The organism is Microbacterium sp. 22195, assembly GCF_052056515.1.
Classification (GTDB): domain Bacteria; phylum Actinomycetota; class Actinomycetes; order Actinomycetales; family Microbacteriaceae; genus Microbacterium.
The window spans coordinates 1,006,383-1,029,083 of record NZ_JBQEPE010000001.1 but is presented as its reverse complement, the minus strand read 5'-3'; the positions used below and the strand labels follow the sequence as shown (position 1 = coordinate 1,029,083).

General features: G+C 69.6%; 20 protein-coding genes. 12 read left to right on the top strand and 8 right to left on the bottom strand.

Annotated elements, in window-relative coordinates:
• Positions 1-45 precede the first annotated feature (45 nt).
• Entirely contained in the window at positions 46-945 is a 900-nt protein-coding gene (locus ACTJJ4_RS05085) for a glycosyltransferase family 2 protein (RefSeq protein WP_440942287.1), read from the top strand.
• Positions 935-2,770: a glycosyltransferase gene (locus tag ACTJJ4_RS05080; protein ID WP_440942286.1), complete on the top strand. Its 1,836-nt coding sequence runs from the start codon at positions 935-937 to the stop codon at positions 2,768-2,770. Before ACTJJ4_RS05085 ends, ACTJJ4_RS05080 begins: the two co-directional genes overlap by 11 nt.
• Here ACTJJ4_RS05080 and ACTJJ4_RS05075 read toward each other — a convergent pair.
• The 3 genes from ACTJJ4_RS05075 to ACTJJ4_RS05065 are packed head-to-tail and all read right to left on the bottom strand — an operon-like array spanning position 2,728 to position 6,643.
• Positions 2,728-4,290: a DUF2142 domain-containing protein gene (locus ACTJJ4_RS05075; protein ID WP_440942285.1), complete on the bottom strand. Its 1,563-nt coding sequence runs from the start codon at positions 4,288-4,290 to the stop codon at positions 2,728-2,730. The two genes, ACTJJ4_RS05080 and ACTJJ4_RS05075, sit on opposite strands and share 43 nt — an antisense overlap.
• Complete coding sequence (locus tag ACTJJ4_RS05070; protein WP_440942284.1) at positions 4,287-5,534, bottom strand: lipopolysaccharide biosynthesis protein; 1,248 nt, start codon at positions 5,532-5,534, stop codon at positions 4,287-4,289. The genes ACTJJ4_RS05075 and ACTJJ4_RS05070 overlap by 4 nt, the downstream gene beginning before the upstream one ends.
• Positions 5,531-6,643: a glycosyltransferase gene (locus ACTJJ4_RS05065; RefSeq protein ID WP_440942283.1), complete on the bottom strand. Its 1,113-nt coding sequence runs from the start codon at positions 6,641-6,643 to the stop codon at positions 5,531-5,533. The genes ACTJJ4_RS05070 and ACTJJ4_RS05065 overlap by 4 nt, the downstream gene beginning before the upstream one ends.
• A gap of 110 nt (positions 6,644-6,753) precedes the next feature.
• Here ACTJJ4_RS05065 and ACTJJ4_RS05060 point away from each other — a divergent pair, with 110 nt between their 5' ends.
• From ACTJJ4_RS05060 to ACTJJ4_RS05035, 6 genes are read left to right on the top strand one after another with little or no spacing between them, the layout of a single operon-like run.
• Positions 6,754-7,866: a glycosyltransferase family 4 protein gene (locus ACTJJ4_RS05060; RefSeq protein WP_440942282.1), complete on the top strand. Its 1,113-nt coding sequence runs from the start codon at positions 6,754-6,756 to the stop codon at positions 7,864-7,866.
• 39 nt (positions 7,867-7,905) lie between these two features.
• On the top strand, positions 7,906-8,589 hold the full coding sequence (locus tag ACTJJ4_RS05055; protein ID WP_440942281.1) for a glycosyltransferase family 2 protein: 684 nt from the start codon (positions 7,906-7,908) through the stop codon (positions 8,587-8,589).
• 8 nt (positions 8,590-8,597) lie between these two features.
• Positions 8,598-8,951 carry a DUF2304 domain-containing protein gene (locus ACTJJ4_RS05050; protein WP_440942280.1) on the top strand — a complete coding sequence of 118 codons (354 nt, stop codon included), beginning with the start codon at positions 8,598-8,600 and terminating at the stop codon, positions 8,949-8,951.
• Entirely contained in the window at positions 8,948-10,099 is a 1,152-nt protein-coding gene (glf, locus tag ACTJJ4_RS05045) for a UDP-galactopyranose mutase (protein WP_440942279.1), read from the top strand. Before ACTJJ4_RS05050 ends, glf begins: the two co-directional genes overlap by 4 nt.
• A gap of 7 nt (positions 10,100-10,106) precedes the next feature.
• The gene (locus ACTJJ4_RS05040) at positions 10,107-10,925 is read left to right on the top strand and encodes an ABC transporter permease (protein ID WP_440942278.1); all 819 of its coding nucleotides are present in this window, start codon (positions 10,107-10,109) and stop codon (positions 10,923-10,925) included.
• Positions 10,925-11,662, top strand: a complete 738-nt coding sequence (locus ACTJJ4_RS05035; protein WP_440942277.1) for an ABC transporter ATP-binding protein — start codon at positions 10,925-10,927, stop codon at positions 11,660-11,662. Before ACTJJ4_RS05040 ends, ACTJJ4_RS05035 begins: the two co-directional genes overlap by 1 nt.
• 28 nt (positions 11,663-11,690) lie before the next feature.
• On the opposite strand, the gene ACTJJ4_RS05030 is transcribed toward ACTJJ4_RS05035, so the two are convergent.
• From ACTJJ4_RS05030 to ACTJJ4_RS05015, 4 genes are all read right to left on the bottom strand, one after another.
• Entirely contained in the window at positions 11,691-12,275 is a 585-nt protein-coding gene (locus ACTJJ4_RS05030; RefSeq protein ID WP_440942276.1) for a hypothetical protein, read from the bottom strand.
• On the bottom strand, positions 12,275-13,228 hold the full coding sequence (locus tag ACTJJ4_RS05025; RefSeq protein WP_440942275.1) for a glycosyltransferase family 2 protein: 954 nt from the start codon (positions 13,226-13,228) through the stop codon (positions 12,275-12,277). Before ACTJJ4_RS05025 ends, ACTJJ4_RS05030 begins: the two co-directional genes overlap by 1 nt.
• Positions 13,229-13,358: 130 nt before the next feature.
• On the bottom strand, positions 13,359-14,663 hold the full coding sequence (locus ACTJJ4_RS05020) for an O-antigen ligase family protein (RefSeq protein WP_440942274.1): 1,305 nt from the start codon (positions 14,661-14,663) through the stop codon (positions 13,359-13,361).
• Positions 14,660-16,078, bottom strand: coding sequence for an O-antigen ligase family protein (locus ACTJJ4_RS05015; protein WP_440942273.1), 1,419 nt, complete (start codon positions 16,076-16,078; stop codon positions 14,660-14,662). The genes ACTJJ4_RS05020 and ACTJJ4_RS05015 overlap by 4 nt, the downstream gene beginning before the upstream one ends.
• Before the next feature lie 92 nt (positions 16,079-16,170).
• Between ACTJJ4_RS05015 and manA the strand changes: the two genes are divergently transcribed.
• The 4 genes from manA (at position 16,171) to ACTJJ4_RS04995 (ending at position 22,232) form a co-directional block, all read left to right on the top strand.
• Positions 16,171-17,289, top strand: coding sequence for a mannose-6-phosphate isomerase, class I (gene manA / locus ACTJJ4_RS05010; protein ID WP_440942272.1), 1,119 nt, complete (start codon positions 16,171-16,173; stop codon positions 17,287-17,289).
• Between the two features lie 193 nt (positions 17,290-17,482).
• Entirely contained in the window at positions 17,483-17,800 is a 318-nt protein-coding gene (locus ACTJJ4_RS05005) for a WhiB family transcriptional regulator (protein ID WP_285633645.1), read from the top strand.
• 113 nt (positions 17,801-17,913) lie between these two features.
• Positions 17,914-20,850 (top strand): glycosyltransferase, encoded by a 2,937-nt coding sequence (locus tag ACTJJ4_RS05000; protein WP_440942271.1) that lies wholly within the window; start codon positions 17,914-17,916, stop codon positions 20,848-20,850.
• A complete protein-coding gene (locus ACTJJ4_RS04995) occupies positions 20,847-22,232 on the top strand; it encodes a DUF5719 family protein (RefSeq protein ID WP_440942270.1) in 1,386 nt (461 codons plus the stop codon). The genes ACTJJ4_RS05000 and ACTJJ4_RS04995 overlap by 4 nt, the downstream gene beginning before the upstream one ends.
• 19 nt (positions 22,233-22,251) lie before the next feature.
• On the opposite strand, the gene ACTJJ4_RS04990 is transcribed toward ACTJJ4_RS04995, so the two are convergent.
• Positions 22,252-22,683: a hypothetical protein gene (locus tag ACTJJ4_RS04990; RefSeq protein WP_285633637.1), complete on the bottom strand. Its 432-nt coding sequence runs from the start codon at positions 22,681-22,683 to the stop codon at positions 22,252-22,254.
• Positions 22,684-22,701 lie beyond the last annotated feature (18 nt).

The window sequence follows — 22,701 nt, the reverse complement described above, 5'->3', positions numbered from 1 at the left end:
TGGTAGCCTTCGAGCATCGAAACCTCGGCTACGACAGGAGTTCTCTTGCCTGAAACGTCCGCCCGTGTCGGGATCGTCGTCAGGACGAAGGACCGGCCGATGTTCCTGGAACGGGCGCTCGCCGACATCCGGCGACAGACCATGCACGCCTGGCGTGCCGTGGTCGTGAACGACGGTGGTGACGCCGCCGCGGTGGATCGGGTCGTTCAGGGTCTCCCCGAGCCGGACCGCGCGAGGACCGCGGTCATCCACCGCACGGAAGGCCTCGGGCGGTCTGCTGCGGCCAACGCCGGCGTGCTCGCACTTCAGACGGAGTTCGTCGTGCTGCACGACGACGACGACCTGTGGGATCCGACGTTCCTCGAGGCATCGGTGGCGTGGCTGGACCGCGAGCCGGCGGACGCCGGCGTCGTCAGCCGCACCGAGATCGTCTACGAGCGGGTCGAGGGCGGCCGGATCGTGGAGACCGGCCGGGAGCCCTTCTGGGGCGAGATGACGCGCATCACCTATGCGGACATGCTCCAGGTGAACCGGTTCGTGCCGATCGCCTACATGTATCGACGGCAGCTGCACGATGAAGTCGGGCTCTACCGCGAGGACGTGCACGCCGCGGAGGACTGGGAGTTCAACCTGCGCGTGCTGCGCCTGCACACGATCGGGTACGCGAGCGATCGCGTGCGTGCGTACTGGATGCAGAGGCGGGGGCAGGAAGGCGTCCTCGGCAACAGCATGTTCGTGCTGGCCGACGAGCACGACCTCTATGACCGGATGATCCGCGACGAGGCGCTGCGGTCATACGTCGCGGCGAACGGCGACGGACTGCCGCTGTACCTGGCGCGCTTCGTCCAGGATGAGGTCGAGAGACAGCTCGCCGCGCAGCGATCGCTGGGGCGGTACGCCACCGAGGCGGCGCGCAAGGGATGGCGGCGACTGCGTGGGCGCTGAGAGGACGCCGGTTGTCGCGCAGAGGCTGGTCTTTCCGCAAGGAGGCGTCGCTGCCGACGCGACGGCCCTCTACCTCCGCGGTGAGGGGCAGATCCTGGGCAGGGACGAGCTGCGCATCCCCGCAGGGCTGACCGTCTCGTTCGCCACCTACTTCAACGCGTTCCCGGTGGGGATCTGGTCGTCCGCCGCCGGGGTCGACCGGGTCAGCCTGCGACTCGCGTCCGAGGGCGAGGGCACGCACCGGCTCTTCGGGATCGCGGCCGAGGGCGCGCCGCGGCTGCTGGCGGAAGCCCGTGGAGAGAGCGAGATCGACCTGGACAGCGGGCCGCTCGCCGATGATCTGATGTGGCTGTGGCTGGAGAGCCGAGCGGGGGATGACGCGGCGATACGAGTGCATGCGGCGCGATGGACCGTTCCTGCGCGACCGCGGCCGGTGCGGATCCTCGTTGCGATCACCACCATGAACAGAGTCGACGACTGCGTGGAGGTGATCGAGGCGCTCGGCGGCGCCGAGCTCACGGATGCCCTGGAGGAGGTCGTCGTCGTCGACCAGGGTAGCGATCCGCTCTCGCCTCACCTGCCCGCGTCGCCCCTGCCCAACGGCGTGCCCGTCCGCCTCATCGAGCAGGAGAACCTCGGCGGATCCGGCGGGTTCAGCCGGGGAATGCTCGAGGCGTCCGCGGCCGACGTCACGCACGTCCTGCTGCTCGACGACGACGTGCGCCTCGAACCGGAGTCGATCCGACGGCTGCGGGCGCTCGCGTCGACGGCGCAAGACCAGCCGCTCCTCGGTGCCCAGATGCTGAGCCTGCGGGAGCCGACCGTGCTGCACTCGATGGGGGAGCAGATGGATCGGCGTGCGATGTGGTGGCACGGCAGCGAGCCGGGGCTGTCGGCGGCGGATCTCGCGACGCGCCCGCTGGAGTCCACGCCGGAGCTGCGGCGCTTCCGCCCCGTCGACTTCAACGGCTGGTGGATGTGCCTGATCCCCGTCGCGGCGATCAGGAAGATCGGCGCTTCGCTGCCGCTCTTCATCAAGTGGGACGACGCCGAGTACGGACTGCGGGCGGCGCAGGCGGGACATCGCACCGTGACGGTGCCGGGGGTGGCACTCTGGCACATCCCGTGGACGTCGAAGGACGACGGCCTTGACTGGCAGGCGTACTACCAGCTACGCAACCGCGTCGTCACGGCGCTGGTGCACGAGCGCCGCCCCCGTCGGCTGTTGCCGATCACGTGGGTGCAGGACGTCAACCACGTGCTGTGCCTGCAGTACGGCTCGGTGAGTCTGCGCAACGCCGCCCTGGAGGACGTGCTCCGGGGCCCCGGCCACCTCCGCTCAACGCTGCTCGGAGGGCGCAGCAGAGCCCAGCAGATCCTCGCCGACGCCGGGCAGGAGGTCCGTCCCGACGGGACAAGTCGCGCGATGCGGGCCTCGGGTTCCCTCGCGCGTGCTCCGCAGAGTCCGCGCGCGCTTGCCGGCCGGCTTCTGCGTGTGCTGGGGCACCAACTCAAGGCTGCGAAGACGAGCGTGAATGGCACTCAGCCGGTGGCTCGCGATCAGGGCAAGTGGTGGTGTCTCGGGCTCGCGGACGAGGTCGAACTGCGCAGCGCTACGGGGCAGGGCTTCTTCCTGCTTCGCCGATCGCGCCGCCGGGCCCTCTCGCTGCTGCTGCGCTCCGTCTGGCTCCGCTTCCGCATCAGGATGGCCTGGCCGGCGCTGGCTGCGCAGTACCGCGATGCGGCGCCGGAGCTCGCCGGAGCCGCATCGTGGTCGGCCATCTACGCCGAGGCGGGCGTGGACTCGCGCAGCGCGTCCACCTGAGCAGCGGTCTCCGCGGTCGGCGCCGGACGGTCATCGTCCATGGTGCGCCGCCCGAGGGACGGGTGTCCCCCCGGAGCCGTCAGGGCGAATGCGAGCATCATGGCCGCAAACGCGGCGCCGCCCATCAGCCAGACCGTGAGAGGAGACGGGGTCGCGTGCCACCACCACGCGACTGCTCCGCGCAGCGACAGGGTGCCGCTGCCCGTGTAGCGATGCATGTTGTCGTACAGGGCGACGGCGTTGGCTACCGTGAGGAGCACCGCGATGCTCCAGGTCTGCGCCCGGGAGAGTGAGACTCCGTGGTCACGTCCGCGCGGGTCCTCGGACGGGGCCAGCACCACCGCGACGAAAAGGATGATGAGGGGCAGGACGTAGCGCGGCTGGACCTCGTAGCCGACGAGTACGTGGCTGGACACGAGGATATACAGCGGGACGAGCAGCGCGGCGGAGCCGACGCCGACGAGCGCGACCAGCTTGCGCCATCCGCGCCAGCGCAGCGCCACGAACAGAACTCCGAGAACGCAGAAGATCGCGGACGCCCAGACGACCGGGTGAAGCGTCGTGTCGAGCCAGCCGAGCTGCCAGCCGAGTCCGTAGACGCCGGACCAGAGACCCGGCATCGATAGGAGGTTGGCTACGATCAGGTCGGCGGTGGACATCGTCGAATGGGTCTGGCCCATGCCGTTGATGGCCAGGCTGGTCTGGCGGGCGCCAAGGAAGGCGAAGGCGGACAGGACCACGATCAGAGCGGGAAGGAGGGCTCGGAGGTAGAAGCGCCGTTCGTTGCGGAAGGAGAGCACGAGGGCGGCGCAGACCGCCACGGCCGCGTAGGCGGCACTGTCGCCGCGGGCGCCGAGACCGAGCAGGGCCGCGAGGAGCGAGATTCCGCCGAGCGCGTAGTTGCGCCACCCCCTCGCCGCGAAGAAGCCGAGGAGTGCGGGGAACATGATGGCGATCGAGATGATTGACCAGCTACTCGGATTCACGGAGGGGATGAGGAACATCGCCAACGGCACTGCAGTCAGCGCGATGCCGGCGGACAGGGACATGCGCAGCTGCCGAGGCAACAGGATCCAGGTGCCGATCAGGAGGATCGCGAAGAGTGCCGCGTTGACCAGCCGCATGATGATCGTGGACACGGCGATGTTGTCGCTGGCCAAGTGGGACATCCAGTAGTAGAAGCCAGACGGATACTGATTCGAACCGGCGTTGACGTGCTTGGTCTGCTTGAGCTTGAAACCCTCGTCGAGGAAGCTGCGGCCCTGGCAGGACGCGTTCTTCTCCGGGTTGAACGCGTAGCAGGGAGCGTCGACTGCTTTCTTGGGCACGTACCAGTGGCGTCCGTCCGAACCGGGTTGGCACAGACCTTCACGCGGCCCGCTCCCGCACCAGATGCTCGCCAGATGGAACTCCTCGTCGGGCGTCGCGCCGACGGGGGAGCTCAGGGCCCAGGCGCCCAGGGAGAGGAACACTGCTATCCCCGCGAGGAGCGTGGTGAGCAGTCGGGTCAGGCGGTTCATGGTTCTTCTCGTTCCAAGGGGGTCAGGACGGGGGAGGGTGGCGCGGGCGCGGTAATGAGGAATGCGGTGACGACGACCGCGACGGAGCCGCCGACGCCGCCGACCGCGAAGCCGAAGAGGGCGCCCCACATGCCGTACAGCGGAGAGAGCACCGCCATCACCGCGGTCCCGGCGACTAGGGCGATGAGCCAGATCATCGCGAACGACTTCTGTCGGCCCGCGGACACGAGATACGCCGCGGAAGCGCATGTCGCCGAGATGAAGAAGACCACGACGAGGAGGGCCTGCATGGCTCCCGCTCCGTCGATGAACTTCTCGGGATAGAAGATCGAGAGGATGAATGGCGAAAGCGCGATGATCGCCGCGAAAATGACGAGGAATGCCGCTGTCGACACCAGCATCAGGCGACGGTGGGACTGCCGCATCACTGCCGGGTCGAGGTGGAGCTTGGCGAAGTGTGGGACGAGCACCTGGTTGAGCGCCTGGGAGATCATGTTCGCCGGTGTAGCGAGCGAGAGCGCGGCCGCGAACAGGTCTGCCTGGACCGGAGTGTCGAAGGCGCGCACGAAGACCATCGTCGCGGGCAGCAGACCACCGGTGGCGAGGGCGCCGATGGTAGCGTCGCGAATGAACCGGGCCAGGACCGCCCGCTGCTCGGGGGTGCTCGGAACCGCGTTCGTGCGGGGCCGCGCGAAGAAGGCGAACACCGCGTACCCGACCGCGAGGGGAAGCAGCAGTGCCCAGGATGCCCCGACGAGGAGAACGGCGACGAGGGCCGTGATCGCGAGTACGGATGAGCCGACGTCGGCTATCAGCGAGCGGAGGATCCGGTCCTCGCCCATGAGTACCCCGCGGGTGTACACGTAGGCGTTGTAGCTCCACGTCAGGATCGCGCAGCTGACCGCCGCGCCCGCATCCTTCGTGAGCAGGAACGCGATGGGTGCCGCCACGAGAGCGAGCACGATCGACGACAGCCCGAACCATCGGTTCAACACGCCGATCGCCACGGCGGAGAAGTCGCCGAGGGGAAGGTAGCGGGACGCGCCGATGCCGAGCCCGGCGGGCAGCATGAGCGACAGGTAGACCATCACAGACAGCAGGGCGCTCGTATCGCCGACGGCCCCCGCCCCGGCCAGGTGTGCGATGACGATGGTGTACAGCAGGCGCGCGATGCCCTGCGCCGCCATTCCGCCGGTCGTGAGCGCAGCGCGGGAGAGCACGCCAGCGGTTCCGCCGCCGCTCACCGCGTGCGTGCCTTCGCCGACATCAGTGACGCGAACACCGCGCGATATGCCTCGTATCCGATGCGGGGGTCGTAGTCGCGCTCGCTGCGCGCACGGGCAGCGGCGCTGAGGCCGGCTCGCGCCGCATCGCCGACGTCTGCGTATGCCGACATGGCCGCGGCCAGCTCCTCGGCATCACCCGGACGCACCACGTAGCGCTTGTCATCGGCGAACGCCGCGCAGTTGCCGATGTCAGACGTGATGACGGGCACGCCGGCCCCGGCTGCCTCGATGCCCACGAGCGGGAACGTCTCGCCGTAGAGGCTGGAGATGACCAGCGCAGAGGCTCCGGACAGCTGATCCTCCGGGTGATCGGTGGGGCCAAGAAGACTGATCCGTCCTGCCTGTACCAGCTCGCGGGCGCCCGCGTCGGTGATGGCGCGGGTCATCGCCGGATCGTCCGCGGTCACACCGGGGCCGTACGCCACGAGACTCCATTCCGGGTGGTCGTCGGCGATCTCCGCGAAGGCGCGGAAGAGGACCGCATGCCCCTTGACCGGGTGATTCCGGGCGAGGGAGAGGAACTGCCTTGCGTCGGCGTGGAAGGAGGGAGCCGCGGGCAGCGGTGCCGTGTTCAGGATAGCCGGGCGGACGTTGCGCATGCCCAGCGAGCGGAGGAAGTGCTGCATCTGCACGCTGTCGCTTGTCGGTACCACGGCCCGGAAGCGGAACGACAGGAGTCCGACCGCACGCGCGATCAGTCGCGTCAGCGGATGATCCTGTGCGCCGAGCCTCTGCGTGTGCGCGGTCGTGACGCGGGGTGCGCGCAGGCGGGCCAGAGCGGTCACCAGGTCGGCGTGGAACAGGTTCGACCAGACCACGTCGGGCTCGAAGTCGCGGGCGACGCGCTCGAGGGCGCGCACCATGCCGAAGAGGTTGCGCGACGTCGGCGGGAAGCCCAGATAGTGCACCTCATTGAACGATGCCTCGAGTCGGGCACTCAGCGTTCCGGGTCGCATCAGGACAGCGAGGGCCAGCGTGTCCTCAGGACGCCGCGCGGACGCCAACGTGGCGAGGAGTCGTTCGGCACCCCCGATGTCCGCATCCGAGCAGACGACGAGTATGCGCAACGATCCTCCTTCGGGACGCCGATCGGGTGCTATCGATCATCGTACAGTGGTCTCCTGAGCGCACTGCCCTCCGCGGCATGTTGTCGCCCCGAATCCCGAGGAGAGCGCAGATGAGGATCGCCTTCGTCGTCAACAACTACCCGCCGAAGACGGGCGGCGTCGAGACTCACGTGCACAGCCTGGCGCAGCACTTGCGGAGCCTCGGTCACAAGATCCTCGTGATCACTCTGGCCGAGCAGGCCGGGGCCGCCGTCGACGACGGGATCGAGGTCGTCCGGATGCGGGAGCACCTGCGAGTGGGGGACGTGCTCGGGTTCCCGTCTGTCGGCGCCACCCGTCGGGTTGCGCGATTGCTCGAAGAGCATCGCATCGACGCCGTCTCAGTGCACACGCGCTTCTTCCCGATGACGTGGATCGGTCTGCGCGCCGGTCGCCGCGCGGGCGCCGCGGTGGTGCACACGGAGCATGGCAGCGATCACGTGGTGTCGCCCTCCGCACTCATCTCCACGGCGAGCCGGATGGTCGACCGGACGCTCGGACGCAGTGTCCTGCGGTCCGCGGACGCCGTGCTGGGAGTGTCGGAGAGCGTGACGGCCTTCGTGCGGCGGCTGTCCGGCCGCGAAGCACGCGTGTTCTACAACGCCATCGACGCCTCGCCCTCGACGGAGGCGCCCGAGCGCTCGGCCGAGTTCGACCGGTTGGTCTTCGTCGGTCGCCTGGTCGCGGGCAAAGGCGCCGACGTCTTCGTGGACCTCGTCGCCGGCCTCGCCGCCGCGAACCCGGCGATCGAGGCGATCATGCTCGGCGACGGCCCGGACCGAGGTGCGATCGAGGACCTGGTCCGACGGTCCGGGGTCCAGGAGCGGATCACGCTCCGCGGGCGCGTCGCGCCCGAAGAGGTCCGCCGCGAACTGCGGGGCGCGATCCTGGTGAACCCGACCACGCTCGCCGAAGGGTTCCAGACGACGCTGCTCGAGGCGTTGGACGCGGGTGGACGGGTCGCCACCTACGACGTGCCTGGTGCGGCGCTGCTGCAGGAGCAGGGGCATCCAGTAGCGATCTCGGCCAGGAAGGACCGCGACGCGCTGCGCGACGCGGTCCTGGCCGTGCGCGAGGGAGATGCCGCCGCTGCGCCGCTGCACGGTTGGTACTGGGAAGACAGAGCGGGCGAGTACGCGGAGATCCTCGCCCGGAGCGTCCAGGGGCGCTCCAGGAGGCGGTGACATAGACTGGGGCGGCCCGTTCTCCCTCCTGAAAGCCTTATGGATCACTCTTCGCACAACGACGACACCTGGCTCATCATCCCTCTCTTCAACGAAGCGACGGTGGTTCGAGAGGTCATTGGCGACGCCCGTGTCACGTTCCCGAATATCGTCTGCGTGGACGACGGGAGTTCCGACGACTCCGTGTCGGAGGCGCTCGCGGGCGGAGCGATCGTGTTGCGCCATCCGATCAATCTTGGCCAGGGCGCCGCGCTCCAGACGGGCATCGAGTTCGCGCGTGAGCAACCCGGCGCCGCATACTTCGTGACCTTCGACTCGGATGGTCAGCATCAGGTCGCGGATGCGCTGGCCATGGTTCGGCGATTGCGTGAAGAGCCATACGACATCATCGTCGGCTCGCGTTTCCTCGACGATCGCACAAACGCCAGCTGGCTGAAGAAGTCGGTTCTGAAATTGGCCGTTCTCTTCGAGCGGATGAGCACTGGCGTGAGACTCACGGACGCACACAATGGCCTGCGGGCGTTCAATCAGCATGCCGCTCGCACACTGCAGATCCGTCAGAACCGGATGGCTCACGCGAGCGAGATCGTGGCGCAGATCGGCGAGCACGACCTTCGCTATGCCGAGCAACCCGTGCACATCGTCTACACCGAGTACTCCCGGGCGAAAGGGCAGTCGCTCTGGAACTCCGTGAACATCCTCAGCGAGCTCTTCATCAAATAGGACGCCACATGTTCGACCAGACCATCATCAAGATCCTGCTGATCGCTGCCTTCGTCGTCTTCGGGCTGATCCTGCTTAGGCCGGGACGCTCAGCTCGCAACCGGGCGATCCGCACCATCACTCTGATCCTGCTGCTTGCCTGCGGCGTGTTCGCTGTCGTGTTCCCGGCGATCATCAACGACCTCGCCAATGCCGTCGGCGTCGGGCGAGGAACCGATCTTCTTCTCTACGCTTTCATCGTCGTGTTCGTTGGAAACGCCCTCGCGACCGTGCGGCATCGTCGGGAGCAAGATCTGCAGATCACTCGCCTTGCACGGCAGATCGCGCTGAGCAACCCAGAGCTCCCGGAAGGCAGAAAGTGACCGATCTCCTCGTCGTCGGGTCGGGTTTCTTCGGCCTCACCATCGCCGAGCGCGCCGCAGAGGCCGGCCGCAAGGTGACCGTCATCGACCGCCGCTCGCACATCGGCGGCAACGCCTACAGTGAGGCGGAGCCGGAGACCGGCATCGAGGTGCACCGCTACGGCGCTCACCTGTTCCACACGTCCAACGCGACGGTGTGGGAGTACATCAACCGGTTCACGACCTTCACGAACTACGTGCATCGCGTGTACACGAACCACAACAGCGTCGTGTACCCGATGCCGGTCAACCTCGGCACCATCAACCAGTTCTTCCAGGCTTCGTACTCGCCCGACGAGGCGCGCGCCCTGGTGAAAGAGCAGGCGGGAGAGTTCGACGTCAAGACGGCCGAGAACTTCGAGGAGAAGGGCATCGCCCTCGTCGGCCGCCCGCTCTTCGAGGCGTTCTTCCGCGACTACACGGCCAAGCAGTGGCAGACCGATCCGCACAAGCTCTCCGGTGACATCATCAGCCGCCTGCCCGTGCGCTACACCTACGACAACCGCTACTTCAACGACACCTGGGAGGGTCTGCCCACCGACGGCTACACCGCCTGGCTGGAGCGGATGGCCGACCACCCCAACATCGAGGTGAAGCTCGGCGTCGACTACTTCGACGAGTCGCAGCCGCTCAACAAGCGCGCCACCGTGGGACAGCTGCCGGTGGTCTACACAGGCCCGGTCGACCGCTACTTCGACTACGCGGAGGGCGCGCTCAGCTGGCGGACGCTGGACTTCGAGCAGGAGGTGCTGAACGTCGCCGACTTCCAGGGCACCAGTGTGATGAACTACCCGGATCTCGACGTGCCGTTCACGCGGATCCACGAGTTCAAGCACTTCCACCCGGAGCGCAAGGACGTCTTCAACTCCGACAAGACGGTCATCATGCGCGAGTTCTCCCGGTTCGCGAACCGGGAGGACGAGCCGTACTACCCGGTGAACACGCCCGCCGACCGCGACGGCCTCCTCGCGTACCGCGAGCTCGCGAAGGGCGAGCAGGACGTGCACTTCGGCGGACGCCTGGGCACGTACCAGTACCTCGACATGCACATGGCGATCGGGTCGGCCCTGTCGATGTGGCGCAACGAGCTCTCCGGCCAGGACGACTGACATCGGGATGAGCAGGACCACGGTCGGTGCCCCGGGCACACCGCAGCGGTACGCGCACTCGCTGTGGCTGCTCTCCGCGCGCGATCTGAAGGTCCGCTACTCCACGAGCGCGCTCGGGTACCTGTGGTCGGTGCTCGACCCGCTGGTCATGAGCGCGATCTACTGGTTCGTCTTCACCCGGGTCTTCCACCGCGACGTCGGCGAGGACCCGTACATCGTCTTCCTCATCAGTGGCCTGCTGCCCTGGGTGTGGTTCAACTCCTCGGTGTCGGACTTCACCAAGGCGTTCAAGCGCGATTCCCGCCTGGTACGCTCGACGGCGATCCCGCGGTCCATCTGGGTGAATCGCATCGTGCTGAGCAAGGGGATCGAGTTCCTCTTCTCGATGCCGGTGCTGGCGATCTTCGTCGTCGCGAACATGATCTTCGAGAAGAACCCCGAACAGGTCGCGCACATCGGATGGGGCATCCTCTGGCTCCCCGTCGCGGTCCTGCTTCAGACGATCCTCCTGGTCGGCCTCGGCCTCATCGTCGCGCCGCTGTGCGCGCTGTACGCCGATCTCGAGCGCACCACGGGGCTGATCCTGCGGGCGCTGTTCTACGCGACGCCGATCATCTACAACGTGTCCAACCTGCCCGGCGCCTTCGAGACCATCGGCGCGTTCAACCCGCTCGCGGGCATCTTCACGCTCTACCGGATGGCTTTCTTCCCCGACCAGTGGCACACCCAGACCGTGATCATCAGCGCGGTGATGAGCCTGCTGATCCTCGCTCTCGGAGTGTGGGTGTTCCGCGCGCTCGAGCGTCCCGTGCTGAAGGAGCTGTGATGTCCGCCGCGATCGAGGTGCAGGATCTGGGCGTGCATTTCCGCCGCAACCGCCGTGGACGCCGAAGCTTCAAGGATCTGTTCGCCGGGGCATCCCGCCGTTCGCGTCCGGGGGAGTTCTGGGCGCTGCGGAACGTGAGCTTCTCGGTGCAGCCGGGGGAGTCGATCGGCGTGGTCGGCCGCAACGGCCAGGGCAAGTCCACGCTCCTGCGACTCGTCGCAGGCGTCCTGCTGCCCGATGAGGGCGGGGTCGAGGTGCACGGGGGAGTCGCGCCGCTCATCGAGCTCACCGGCGGATTCGTGGGCGACCTCACGGTTCGTGAGAACGTGAGGATGACGGCGGGGCTGCACGGCATGTCGCGCGCGGAGATCGCGAGCCGGTACGACGAGATCATCGGGTTCGCCGAGCTCGAGGGCTTCGAGGACACCCCGTACAAGCACCTCTCCAACGGCATGAAGGTGCGCCTGGCGTTCTCGGTGGTGTCTCAGCTCGACGAGCCGATCCTGCTCGTCGACGAGGTGCTCGCGGTCGGCGACAAGGCCTTCCGCGACAAGTGCTACACCCGCATCGACGAGCTGCTCGCCGACGGGCGCACGCTCTTCTTCGTCAGCCACAACGAGCGCGATCTGCGGCGCTTCTGCACGCGCGGCCTGTACCTGGACAAGGGCGCCCTGGCGATGGATGCTCCGATCGCCGACGTGCTCGACCGCTACAACGCCGACTACAACAAGCGCTGATCGGCGTCAGAATACGTGCTGATCGGTGTCAGCGACCGGCGACGATATCGTTCAGAGACTTCAACGCATTTGTCGCATCTGAGAGCGGTCCCTCAGCGGACGTCCCGCCCTCGTACGCCGAGCGGAGCGACTGCAGAGACTTGGCGTAGGTGTCGAGGGCGCTGCTCCAGCGCGACGCGATCGAGCTCGGAGAGATGACCTCGGCGAGCCGGCCGGCATCCTCCTGCAGCAGACCTACGTTCTGGACGGCTTCCTGAGGATCCGACTCGCGCACGATCTGAAGTCCACGCTGCGCGTCGGCGAGCACGGGGGAGACGCTGTCCCGGAACGCCCCCAGGTCCGGCGCCGGCGGAGGCGGCGGGCTCGTGACCGGCGGATCGGTCGGCGTCGGCTCAGACGTCGGGCTCGTCGACGGCGTCGGACTCGCGGATGCCGAGGGCGACGCGCTCGTGCTGGACGTGGGGTCGGCCACCGGAGCCCCGGGCCTCAGAAACGCCCACAGCACTCCTCCCACGATCAGCAGCGCCACCACCGCGAGCAGCACGATCAGCCACACGCGCCCGCGCTTGGGCTTGTCGGGCGTGGGGGCCCAGAGGTACTGCTGCTCGCTCATCACGCCTCCAGCGGGGGCATCGGCTGCCAGGTGCGGTCGCGGCCGATCCGGCCGCCGTCGCGCAGACCGCGGAACAGGTTGCTCGTGCCGCGCACCGTGCGCTCCACGAAGAAGAGCCGGATGAGCTCCTTGAAGAACGTGGCCGTGGTGCCCAGGCCGAACAGCACCGGGTTGTAGGCGCCCTTCGTGCGGTAGTAGTGCTTGATGAAGGCGCGGTTGCGCATGATGTAGTACCGGTACGCGTTGCTGGACGCGTTCATGTGGCGGATGCCCATGTCCCACTGCTTGATCTCGCGGGTGCGACGCAGCACGAACTCGTCCACGATCACCGCGGTGGTCAGGCGCGAGGCCAGCCAGCCGTACATCTGGTCATCCCAGTAGATGAAGAACCGGGGATCGGGGAGGCCGATCTGCTGCACGATCGAGCGGTGGATGAACATCCCCTCGAAGCATCCGCTGTTCATCTCCCTGAACCCGGACGCGTCGAACTTGGACGGGGCGAACGGGATCGGGATGCCCATCCGGTCGGCGATGCGGTACTGCCAGTAGAACTCGCTGCCGTCGTAGTCGTAGCGACGGCCCTGGATGCTCTTGAAGCGGCCGGACCAGTGCCCCATCCGGGCGAGGCCGTCGGGGAGCACCTCGACGTCGTCGTCCATCATCCAGATCCACTCCGCACCGAGCTCGTAGGCGGTGCGCATGCCCTCGCTGAATCCGCCGGAGCCCCCGGTGTTCGTCTCCAGGCGACGGTAGACGATCTCGGTGCCGAGGTCGTCGCGGAACGACTCGACCAGGGCGGTGGTGTCGTCGGTGGACGCGTTGTCGATGATGACGACGCGACCCGGCTTCGGGTCCATCGTGCGGATGCTGGTGAGCAGCCCCTTGAGCAGGTGCGAGCGGTTGAAGGTGACGATGATGATCGCCGCGGAGGCGGGATCGAATGCGGCGGTCATGCCTGCGCCTCGATGAGGTCCGGACGGCGGGGGCTGCGCATCACATGGGTCACGGATGACAAGCCTATCGTGACGCCCGGGGCGGCTCTTGTGAGCGTTCTGCAAGCCTCCCGGGCATCCGCCCGGCGCCTCAGCCCTGGCTCTGCGGGCCCAGCGTGGGCAGCGCGCCGGTGTGCGCGTCGTCGATGTTCTGACGCCAGGACCTGGTCTGCCCCGCTCGCAGAGCGCACAGCACCAGGAGCAGCCAGCCGGCCCCGACGAGCGTGAAGCTCTCGAACATCGACTCCACGGCGAGTGTCACCAGCAGCAGCGGCGTCCAGGCGTACACGACCGACCGCCGCACACTGGCCACCAGCCAGGAACGCACGGTGGCGACGCCTCCGAGCACCAGGAACAGGGCGAGCCCCAGCACGCCCAGCTGCAGCAGCACGTCGAAGTACGAGTTCAGCGCCGACTGATGGTGGTTCGACAGCTGGAAGTTGATGTACTGGAACGGGTACTCGCCGCCGGTCCAGGGGCCGAACCAGCCGTAACCGGTGACGGGCTTCTCTCCGACCCAGTCGAGGATGGCGTTCCACAGGTCCGCACGGGTCGAGAAGTCCGAGCCCGCGTCCAGCAGCTGGATGATCTGATGCCGTCGCGCGAACGCCAGCACGAGCCCTGCCACCACGGCCGCACCCAGCAGCCACTGCACGAGCGCGCGGCGGGCGGGCGGGGCGTGCCGCACGATGGTGAGCGCGACGGTCGTCACCCCCACGGCGGCCGCGAGCACGACCACGGTCGGCGAGGCGGACAGCAGTGCGAGGAAGCCGCCCAGCGCGACCGACAGCACGCCGACCACGCGGCTCACCGACTGGGTGCGCCACTCGATCACGAATGTGATCAGCGCCACCACCGCCATGAAGCCGAGCAGGTTGCGGGTGCCGAAGATGCCCTGGATCGGTCCGCCCAGCGCGAGGTTCCCCTCGATCCCGAAAGGGGTGAGGGGCATGTCCAGCAGGATGCCGGAGAGGATCTCGAGCCCCAGCGAGATCGACAGCAGCCAGCGCAGGGTGTCGCCGATGGCGCGCACGGTCTGCAGCGTGTCGCGCACGTGCCCGATCGTGATCGCGATGGTCGCGATGCCCAGCAGCGCCAGCCAGCCGAGGACGGTGTGGGGCTTGTTGCCCGACCACAGCACGCTGACGATCGCGAGCGTCAGGAACCCGAGCAGCGAGGTGGGGGCGAAGCGCAGCAGCGAGAGCTCCTCGCGGCGGGCGATGAGCACCCCGGCGCCGATCAGTGCGAGCAGGGCGAAGATCGTGACCACCGTGGTCGTCGACGTCAGCCGTTCGATCATGAACGACGCGAACGCCGCGGCGAGCGAGGTGAGCGTGTAGGCGCGGGCGAACTCCGCTGATGCCAGCAGCGCCACGATGGGCCGAAGCACGGTCATGGCACCTGCCGGGCCTGCGGTCCGTGCGAGATCACGGGCGTGCGCTCGCCGACTCCGATGCCGATCAGCGGCACCGACTTCATCTTGAACGAGAGCAGGATCAGCAGCATCCAGCCCCACAGCATGATCGGCGCGGACTCCGCGATCCCCTCGAAGAGCAGCGCGGTGGTCAGCAGCAGGGGCAGCAGCGACAGCGCCGAGTACGGTCGCTGCGCGTCGAGGTCCCACCGCGGACGGTCCACCGCGAAGAACCACGAGCGCCAGAGCAGCGCGAGCCAGGCGACGAGCATCACCGCGACCCCGACGATCCCGAGCTGCAGGAAGACGTCCAGCCACATGTCGTGCGCATGGAACACCGTGATCCCGTGGTTCAGGATCCACCGGTCGAAGGCCGGATCCCAGGGCACCCACGGCGACGAGAACCCGTTGCCGAGGACCGGTCGCGTGATCGCCCGCTCCCAGACGGCCTGCCAGATCTCCACCCTGCCGGTCAGGTCGGAGCCCTTGCCGAAGAGTCCCAGCACGCGGTCGCGCAGCAGCACGGCCGCGACGACGCCGATGACCGCGACCGCGGTGAACACGAGGTACACGCCGCGGCGCGCCGCGGGAGTCCTCGCTGCGCGGGCGACGAGCGCGGCGGCGGCGACGGCGAGGATGACGACGATGCCGAGGTAGACGGTCGTGGAGGCGCCCTTCACCAGCAGCACGACGGCGAGCACGGCCCATCCGATCAGCAGGCCGCGCCGGCGCACCCGCGCCGCGTAGAGCACGGCGAAGACCAGCAGCGCGAACAGGCACATCATCGCCAGCTCATGCGCGTTGCCGACGATCCCCTGGATGCGTCCGCCGTTGAAGAGGTTCCCGCGCACCCAGTAGCTGACCGGGTTGATCTTGCCGGGCGGCAGCTGTGCGAAGTTCGGGAGGATCGGATGCCGCACCACCAGCGCCACCCACAGTTCGATGACGACGGAGAGGCCGAGGATGAGCTTCAGCGTGGTGGACAGCGCCCGCACGATCTCCTGCCAGGTGAGCATCGTCGCCACCATCAGCGCGGTGGCGGTGATCGCGGCCATCAGCGACCACGTCAGCAGCGTCGCCCCCGGCCATCGCGACCACAGCACCGAGACCAGCGCCAGCGCTCCGTAACCGAGCGCGGCCCACGGCAACCGGCGCCAGGGGAAGCGGGTCGGGCGGTGTCTCGCGATCGCCGGCACCCAGATCCCCAGGGCGCCCAGGGTGAGCACGACGAGCACGACCACGGAACCGACCGGCCCCACCAGGTTGTACACGGCCGTGTGCGCGAACACGCTGAACAGGCACAGCACGGCGTACGCGCGCACCATCAGGTGACCCGTGGTCTCACGGGCGGGTGCTGCGGGTGGCGCAGCCACGGGATGCTTGGTGTACACGGCCATCGCGTTCAGGCTACCGCCCGGCGGCCCCCGCGGCCCTGTGACCGGGCGGCCCGCCGCGGAGAGACCTCCGGCCACGCCCTACGCTGGGAGGCATGCTGCTGACGATCACGAACGAGCCGCGCGACTACGCCTGGGGATCGACGACTCTGCTGGCCGCTCTCGAAGGACGCAGCCCGTCGGGCGGGCCCGAGGCCGAGGTCTGGTTCGGCGACCACCCCGGCGACCCGGCCGAGGTCCAGGGTGCGGGCACGCTCGACGCGGTGACCGGCGGATCGCTGCCCTATCTGCTCAAGCTGCTCGCGGCGGCCGATCCGCTGTCGATCCAGGTCCATCCCACCCGCGCGCAGGCGCGGGAGGGGTTCGCCCGGGAGGCGGGCCTGGACGCGTCGGATCCCGCCCGCAACTACCGTGACGACAATCACAAGCCGGAGCTCATCGTGGCCCTCAGCGACCGCTTCGAGGCTCTCGGCGGGCTCAGGCCCGTCGCGGACACTCTGCGGATGCTGGCGTCGTTCCCCGACACATCCGGCGTGGTCGCTCTGCGCGAGCGGCTCGGCGCGGGAACGGATGCGGAGGCGCTGCGCGCCACGATCGGCTGGCTGCTCTCCGGAGACGCGCAGGCGGCCGTCGAGGACATCATCGACGCGCTCGGCTCAGCGGATGCGGAGGGCTTCGCCGAGGCGCTGCGCGCGGTGCGCGGCATCGCCACCCGTTACCCGGGGGATCCGGGAGTCGTCGTGGCGCTGCTCATGAACCACATCGTGCTGCGCCCCGGTGAGGCGATCTTCCTGCGGGCCGGACTGCTGCACGCCTACATCTCGGGTCTCGGGGTGGAGATCATGGCGGCGAGCGACAACGTGCTGCGCGGAGGACTGACGCCCAAGCACATCGACGTGGACGAGCTGCTCTCGATCGTCGACACCGAGCCCGGTGTCGTGCCCGTGCAGCCGGCCGGGGGAGACGTCACCGAGTACGACATCCCCGTCGCCGACTTCGCGCTGCGTCGCATCGAGCTCTCCGGAGAGCGGACCGTCGAGGTGACAGGGCCCGCGATGGCGCTGGTCACCGCGGGAGAGGTCGCCGTGGCGGGCTCCGACGGAGCGACGGTCCCGGTGCGCGTCGGCGCCGCCGTGTTCGCGAGTGCGGACGAGACCGTGCTCGCCCTGCGCGGCGCGGGCGAGGTCTTCATCGCCGAGCCGGGGCGCTCCTGACGACCCGTCCCCGCGGTTCGCGAGGCGCCCGGTCGGCACGCTCCACGCCGGCGCGACACGCCGAGGAGGCTTCAATGAACCTTCAAGGCGGCCTTGAGGGTTTACCATCCGCGACTTGACCGGAGCGAATGACACGGGTGTAATTATCTGAAGCACGGCCCGTGGGGGGCATGAGCAGGGTTGGAGGATCGAGATGACGGGTTACCGCTCAGACGTTCCTGAGAATTGGTTCGTCGATCCGGTGAACCTCGGCGTACCCGGTGTGCGCCGAGTCGAGGCAGAGGACGACGGCGCACTCGCCTGGCAGGTCGATGCGCTGTGCGCGCAGACCGACCCCGAGGCGTTCTTCCCCGAGAAGGGCGGTTCGACGCGTGACGCGAAGCGGATCTGCTCCTCGTGCGATGTGCGCGGCGAGTGCCTCGAGTACGCCTTGAACAACGACGAGCGCTTCGGCATCTGGGGCGGGCTCAGCGAGCGCGAGCGCCGCAAGCTCAAGCGCCGCGCCAGCTGAGCGCGTCGCGCAGCAGCGCGCACGCCCTTCGAGGGCGGATCGGCTGACTTCTTCGTGAACGCGCCGCAGCGGTGACCGACCGGGCGCGCAAGCCTGCTTAGGCTGACAGGGCCATGCCAGCACGTGCCCATGCAATCATCGTCGCGCGCGCGGGGAGATCCGCGAGCGCCCAGCTCAGCCGAACCCTCGACGCACTCAGCGCGCAGTCCCTGCCGCCGGCGGCGGTGACGGTCGTCGTGCTCGGCGACGCCGCACCCGTCCGTGCGCTCCCGGGCATCGGCCACATCGTCGAGGGCATCATCGAGGCGCGGACCAGCACCACCTTCTCCGAGGCGGTGGCGCTCGCAGGACCTCGGGTGAGCGCGGGCAGCGCGGTATGGCTCCTCGCGGAGGACACCGTCCCCGAACCGGATGCTCTGCAGCTGCTGGCGGGGGCGCTGGAGCGCTCGCCGTCGGCGGCGGTCGCCGCGCCCAAGCTCGTGGAGCAGGACGACGACCGCGAGATCGTGTCGATGGGCGTGAGCATGACCCGCTGGGGTCGCGCCATCGAACTCGCGTCGGGTGAGCTCGACCAGGGCCAGCACGACGATGCGGAGGATGCGCTCGGCGCCGACGTGCGCGGCATGCTGATCCGCGGCGAGGCGCCGTCGGTGCTGCGCCCGGACACCGCCCTCGCCGACGCGGATGAGGGCCTCGACCTCGGCGTCAGGGCCCGGCTGGGCGGCGCGCGGCTCGTGCTCGTTCCGAAGGCGCGGCTGGGCGTGCCCGCCGCAGGGTCCAGCGGGCGCCCTCGCACCGCGATGGCGCGCGCGTGGGCGACGCGCCGGTCGCAGCTGCATCGACGCCTCGCCTATGCGCCGGCGGTCGCGGTTCCGCTGCACTGGATCTCGCTGCTGCCCCTCGCGCTGTGGCGATCGATCACCCACCTCATCGCCAAGCGCCCCGGCGAGGTCGTGCCGGAGTGGGGTGCAGCGCTGACCGCCATGGTGCGGCTCGGGGCACTCGCCCGGTCGCGCGCCGCCATCCGCTCCTTCCGGCGGGCCTCGTGGGCCGAGATCGCGCCGCTGCGCGTGAGCCGGGCTCAGCTGAAGCAGCGGCTGGACGACGGGCACGGCACCGAGCGCGGTGCGGTCAGCGAACTCAACTTCTTCAGCGGCGGCGGGGCGTGGGCCGTGCTGGCCGCTCTCGTGGTGAGCATCGCCGCCTTCGTCTCGATGCTCGCATGGCCCACGATCGGTGGTGGCGCCCTCCTCCCGCTCAGGCGCACCGTGGCCGCGCTCTGGGGGGATGCCGCGTGGGGCCTGCGGGACGTGGGCCTCGGGATCGTCGGTCCCGCCGATCCGTTCGCCGGTGTCCTGGCCGTACTCGGGACGCTGTCGCCCGGGGCGCCCTCCTTCGCGCTCGTGGTGCTGTGGCTGGCCGCGCTGCCTCTGGCCGTGCTCGGCGGATGGTTCGCCGCCACCCGGGTCACCGACCGCGCGGGCCTGCGCATCCTGGGAGGCGTGCTGTGGGCGCTCGCGCCGACCTTCCTCACCGCACTGGTGCAGGGGCGTCCCGCCGCCGTGCTGCTGCATCTTCTGCTGCCCTGGGTGTTCCACACCGCTGTCGTCGCGCACCGCTCCTGGGGCGCCGCCGGCGCGGCCTCCGTGCTCACCGCCGCGGCGCTGGCCTGCGCACCGTCGCTGGCACCCGCCTTCGTCCTGCTGTGGGCCCTGACGCTCGTGCTGATGATCTCGACCCGACGCCTGCGCGGCGCCGCCCGGGTGTTCTGGCTGCTGATCCCGTCCGCCGCGATGTTCGCGCCGCTCGTGGTGCGCCGACTGCGCGACGGCGAATCGTGGGCGCTGCTGGCCGACCCCGGCGCAGTGCTCGCCGTCGACGAGACCGCCCGGCGACTGGACGTCGCGACGGGCTTCCCCTCCCCGGACCGCGCCGGCTGGGACTGGTTCCTCGGCGGCGCGTTCGCGCCGTGGGCGCCCCTGCTGCTCGCGCCCCTCGCGCTGCTCGCGCTGCTGTCGGCGCTCTCGCCGCGCTGGCGCGCCGGCTACGTGCTGCTGGCCACCACACTGGCGGGCCTGGGGACGGCGCTGTTCGTGGCGGGCGTCGTGATGTCCTCCGTCGACGGCGTCGGCGCGGCGGTCTGGCCGGGCAGCGGCCTGAGCCTGGCCTGGCTGGGCGCCGTCGGTGCTGCCCTGGTCACACTGGACACCGTCGTCGCGCTCACCGCGCTGCGCACCGCGGCCGCGCTTCTCGCCGGCATCGCGGTCGCCGCGTGCGCGACCCCCGCTCTGCTGGCGGTGCAGCTGGATCGTGCGCTGGTCCACAACGGCCCGGCGAGCACGCTTCCGGCGCTGGTCGCGGCGCAGTCCGACGGCGCCGTCGACAGCGGCACCCTCGTGCTCACACCCCTGAACGACGGCAGCCTCTCCGCGCAGGTCGTGTGGGGCGCGAGCTCGACGCTCGGGGCGCAGAGCACACTGATGAGCACGGCGACGAAGCAGCTCGGCGATGACATCGCGACCACGTCGGTCGACCTGATGTCGGGGCGCGACTTCGACGCCGCCTCCGCCCTGGCGAAGGACGGGATCAGCTTCGTGCTGCTCACGCAGGCGCCGCAGGAGCAGGACCGCGCCCGCTCGATGCGCGATGCCGCGACCACCTCCATCGACCAGCGCTCCGGCTTCGTCAAGGCCGGGCAGACCGCGCGCGGGATGCTGTGGCGCGTGGACGGCACGATCGCCCCGCGCCCCGAGCTGACCGCCGCCCAGAGCACGATCGCGGCGCTGGTCGGCGTGGTGCAGCTGATCGTGCTGCTGGCGGCGCTGCTGCTCGCGATCCCCACCCGTGCCTCGCGTCGTGCCGCGCGCTCCCGATCCCGCATCGTCGGTCGCGAGCCCTCGGAGCCGATCGTGCTGCCTCGCCGCCGCATCGCCGACCATCACGACGACCAGGCCGCACCGCCCACCGCCGAGTTCGACGACACCGTCGGCGAATCGGCCGGGTCGGCGCACGTCGACGATCACCAGGACGAGACGGAGGCCACCCGATGAAGCAGCGCACCATCCGTCTTGCCGCCACCGGCACCCGCGTGGCAGCAGGGGCCGTCGTCGCCGTCGCCTGCGCACTGGGCGTCGCCGGCGCTGTGGCGGCGCCGTTCCCCGAGATCCGCACCGCACCGGCGACGACGACGGTCAGGCCCGTGCCCAGCGATGCCGTGCTGGTCTGCAACGGCTCCTTCCGGGTGTTGGGGCGGGATGCCACCCAGGCCGGCCTGATGGTCTCCGCAGCCACTATGCGCCTGCGCGTGGACGGCGACACCGAGGGCACGAAGTCCGATCCGATCGAGGCGCCGGATGCGCTCGGAGCCTCGGGGACCCAGATGATCGTCGGCGCGGTGAAGGACCGGAAGGTGCCGCTGTTCTCCGCGACGGAGTCCGTGCAGCTCTCCGACGAGGATGCCAGCGGATTCGCCGCGGCCCCCTGTCGTGAGCCTTCGCTGAGCAGCTGGCTCGTCGGCGGGGACGTGTCGATCGGAGCATCGGACATCATCCTGCTCACCAATCCTGGCGCGGTCACCGCGACCGTCGATCTGGACGTGTACGGCGACCGGCGCTCGGCATCCACCGTCGTCGTGCCGGCGGGAACCCAGCTCGGCGTGCCGCTGGCATCCGTCGCAGCAGGGTCGCGGACGCCGGTGGTGCACGTCTCCTCGTCGGGCGCGGCGGTGCGGGCGAGCCTGCAGTCCACCCTGGTGCGCGCGCTCGACGCCGTCGGCATCGACCTGCAGGACGGCATCAGCGGGGCGCAGACCGATCAGCTCCTCCTCGGGGTCCGTTCCGCGCCCGCGACCGTGGGCGACGACACGACAGGGATCGTCGTACGGATGCTGGCGCCGGACCACGACGCGAAGACGACGGTGCGCGTGCGCGCCGCGGGATCCGCGACGGCTGTCGACGAGTATCCGGTCGATCTCGTCGCCGGGACACCGGCCGAGGTCTCGCTCGCCGGGCTGAAGGAGGGCTCCTACGACATCGAGATCTCCTCGACGGAGCCGATCGTCGCCGCAGCGCAGCAGACGGCACGCGCAGGGGATCAGCAGGACATCGCGTGGTCGCTGCCCTCGCCCGAACTGGCATCCGACGCCACGACGATGTTCTCGGTCCCGGACGGGGCACCGGCGACGCTCTACCTGCACAACGCCGAGTCCGAATCCGTCACGGTCGCCCTCGGGGGCGCGGACGAGCGGACCGTCCAGCTCAAGCCCGGCGGCTCGACGGCCGTGACCGTCGACGCGGGCGCCTACACCCTCGACCCCAGCGGTCGTGTGAACGCGGCCATCGGCATGCTCGGCGCGAACGGCTCCGCGGCGATCGCGAGCTGGCCGCTGTGGGCGGGTGCCGCCACGCAGCAGCCGATCGTCGTGCGTCCCTGAGCCGACCCGGCGCCGGGGCTCAGTAGTCCCGGCCCTCGGGACCGAGCTCCCAGGGCTCGCGGCCGACGTACTCGGCGGCCGCGTGGAACACCGCGCTCTCGATCGCGACGCGCCGGTGCATGGCGTCGTCGTGACCCTTCGGCAGCAGCCGCTCGATGGGCACGCGGTACAGCGACACACGCTGCGCGGCATGGTCGACCCGCCACCGGGGGATGCCGTCCTCACGATCGTGCAGCGGCATCGCGGAGATCTCGAAGCGCACGTCCCGCAGCTCCTCCCAGGCGCCGCGCAGGTACTCCACCGCGCTGCCGACCGTGACGTCGAACCGGTCCAGCCGGCCGTCCAGCGGCGGAAGCGGCGGGCGCACGACCTCGCTGCGGCCCAGTCTGCCGTGCCGGCCGTGGCGGGCGCCGCGGCGGCCGGGAGCGCGGGAGGAACGACGGCGGGGCATGTCTGAAAGTCTAGGTCG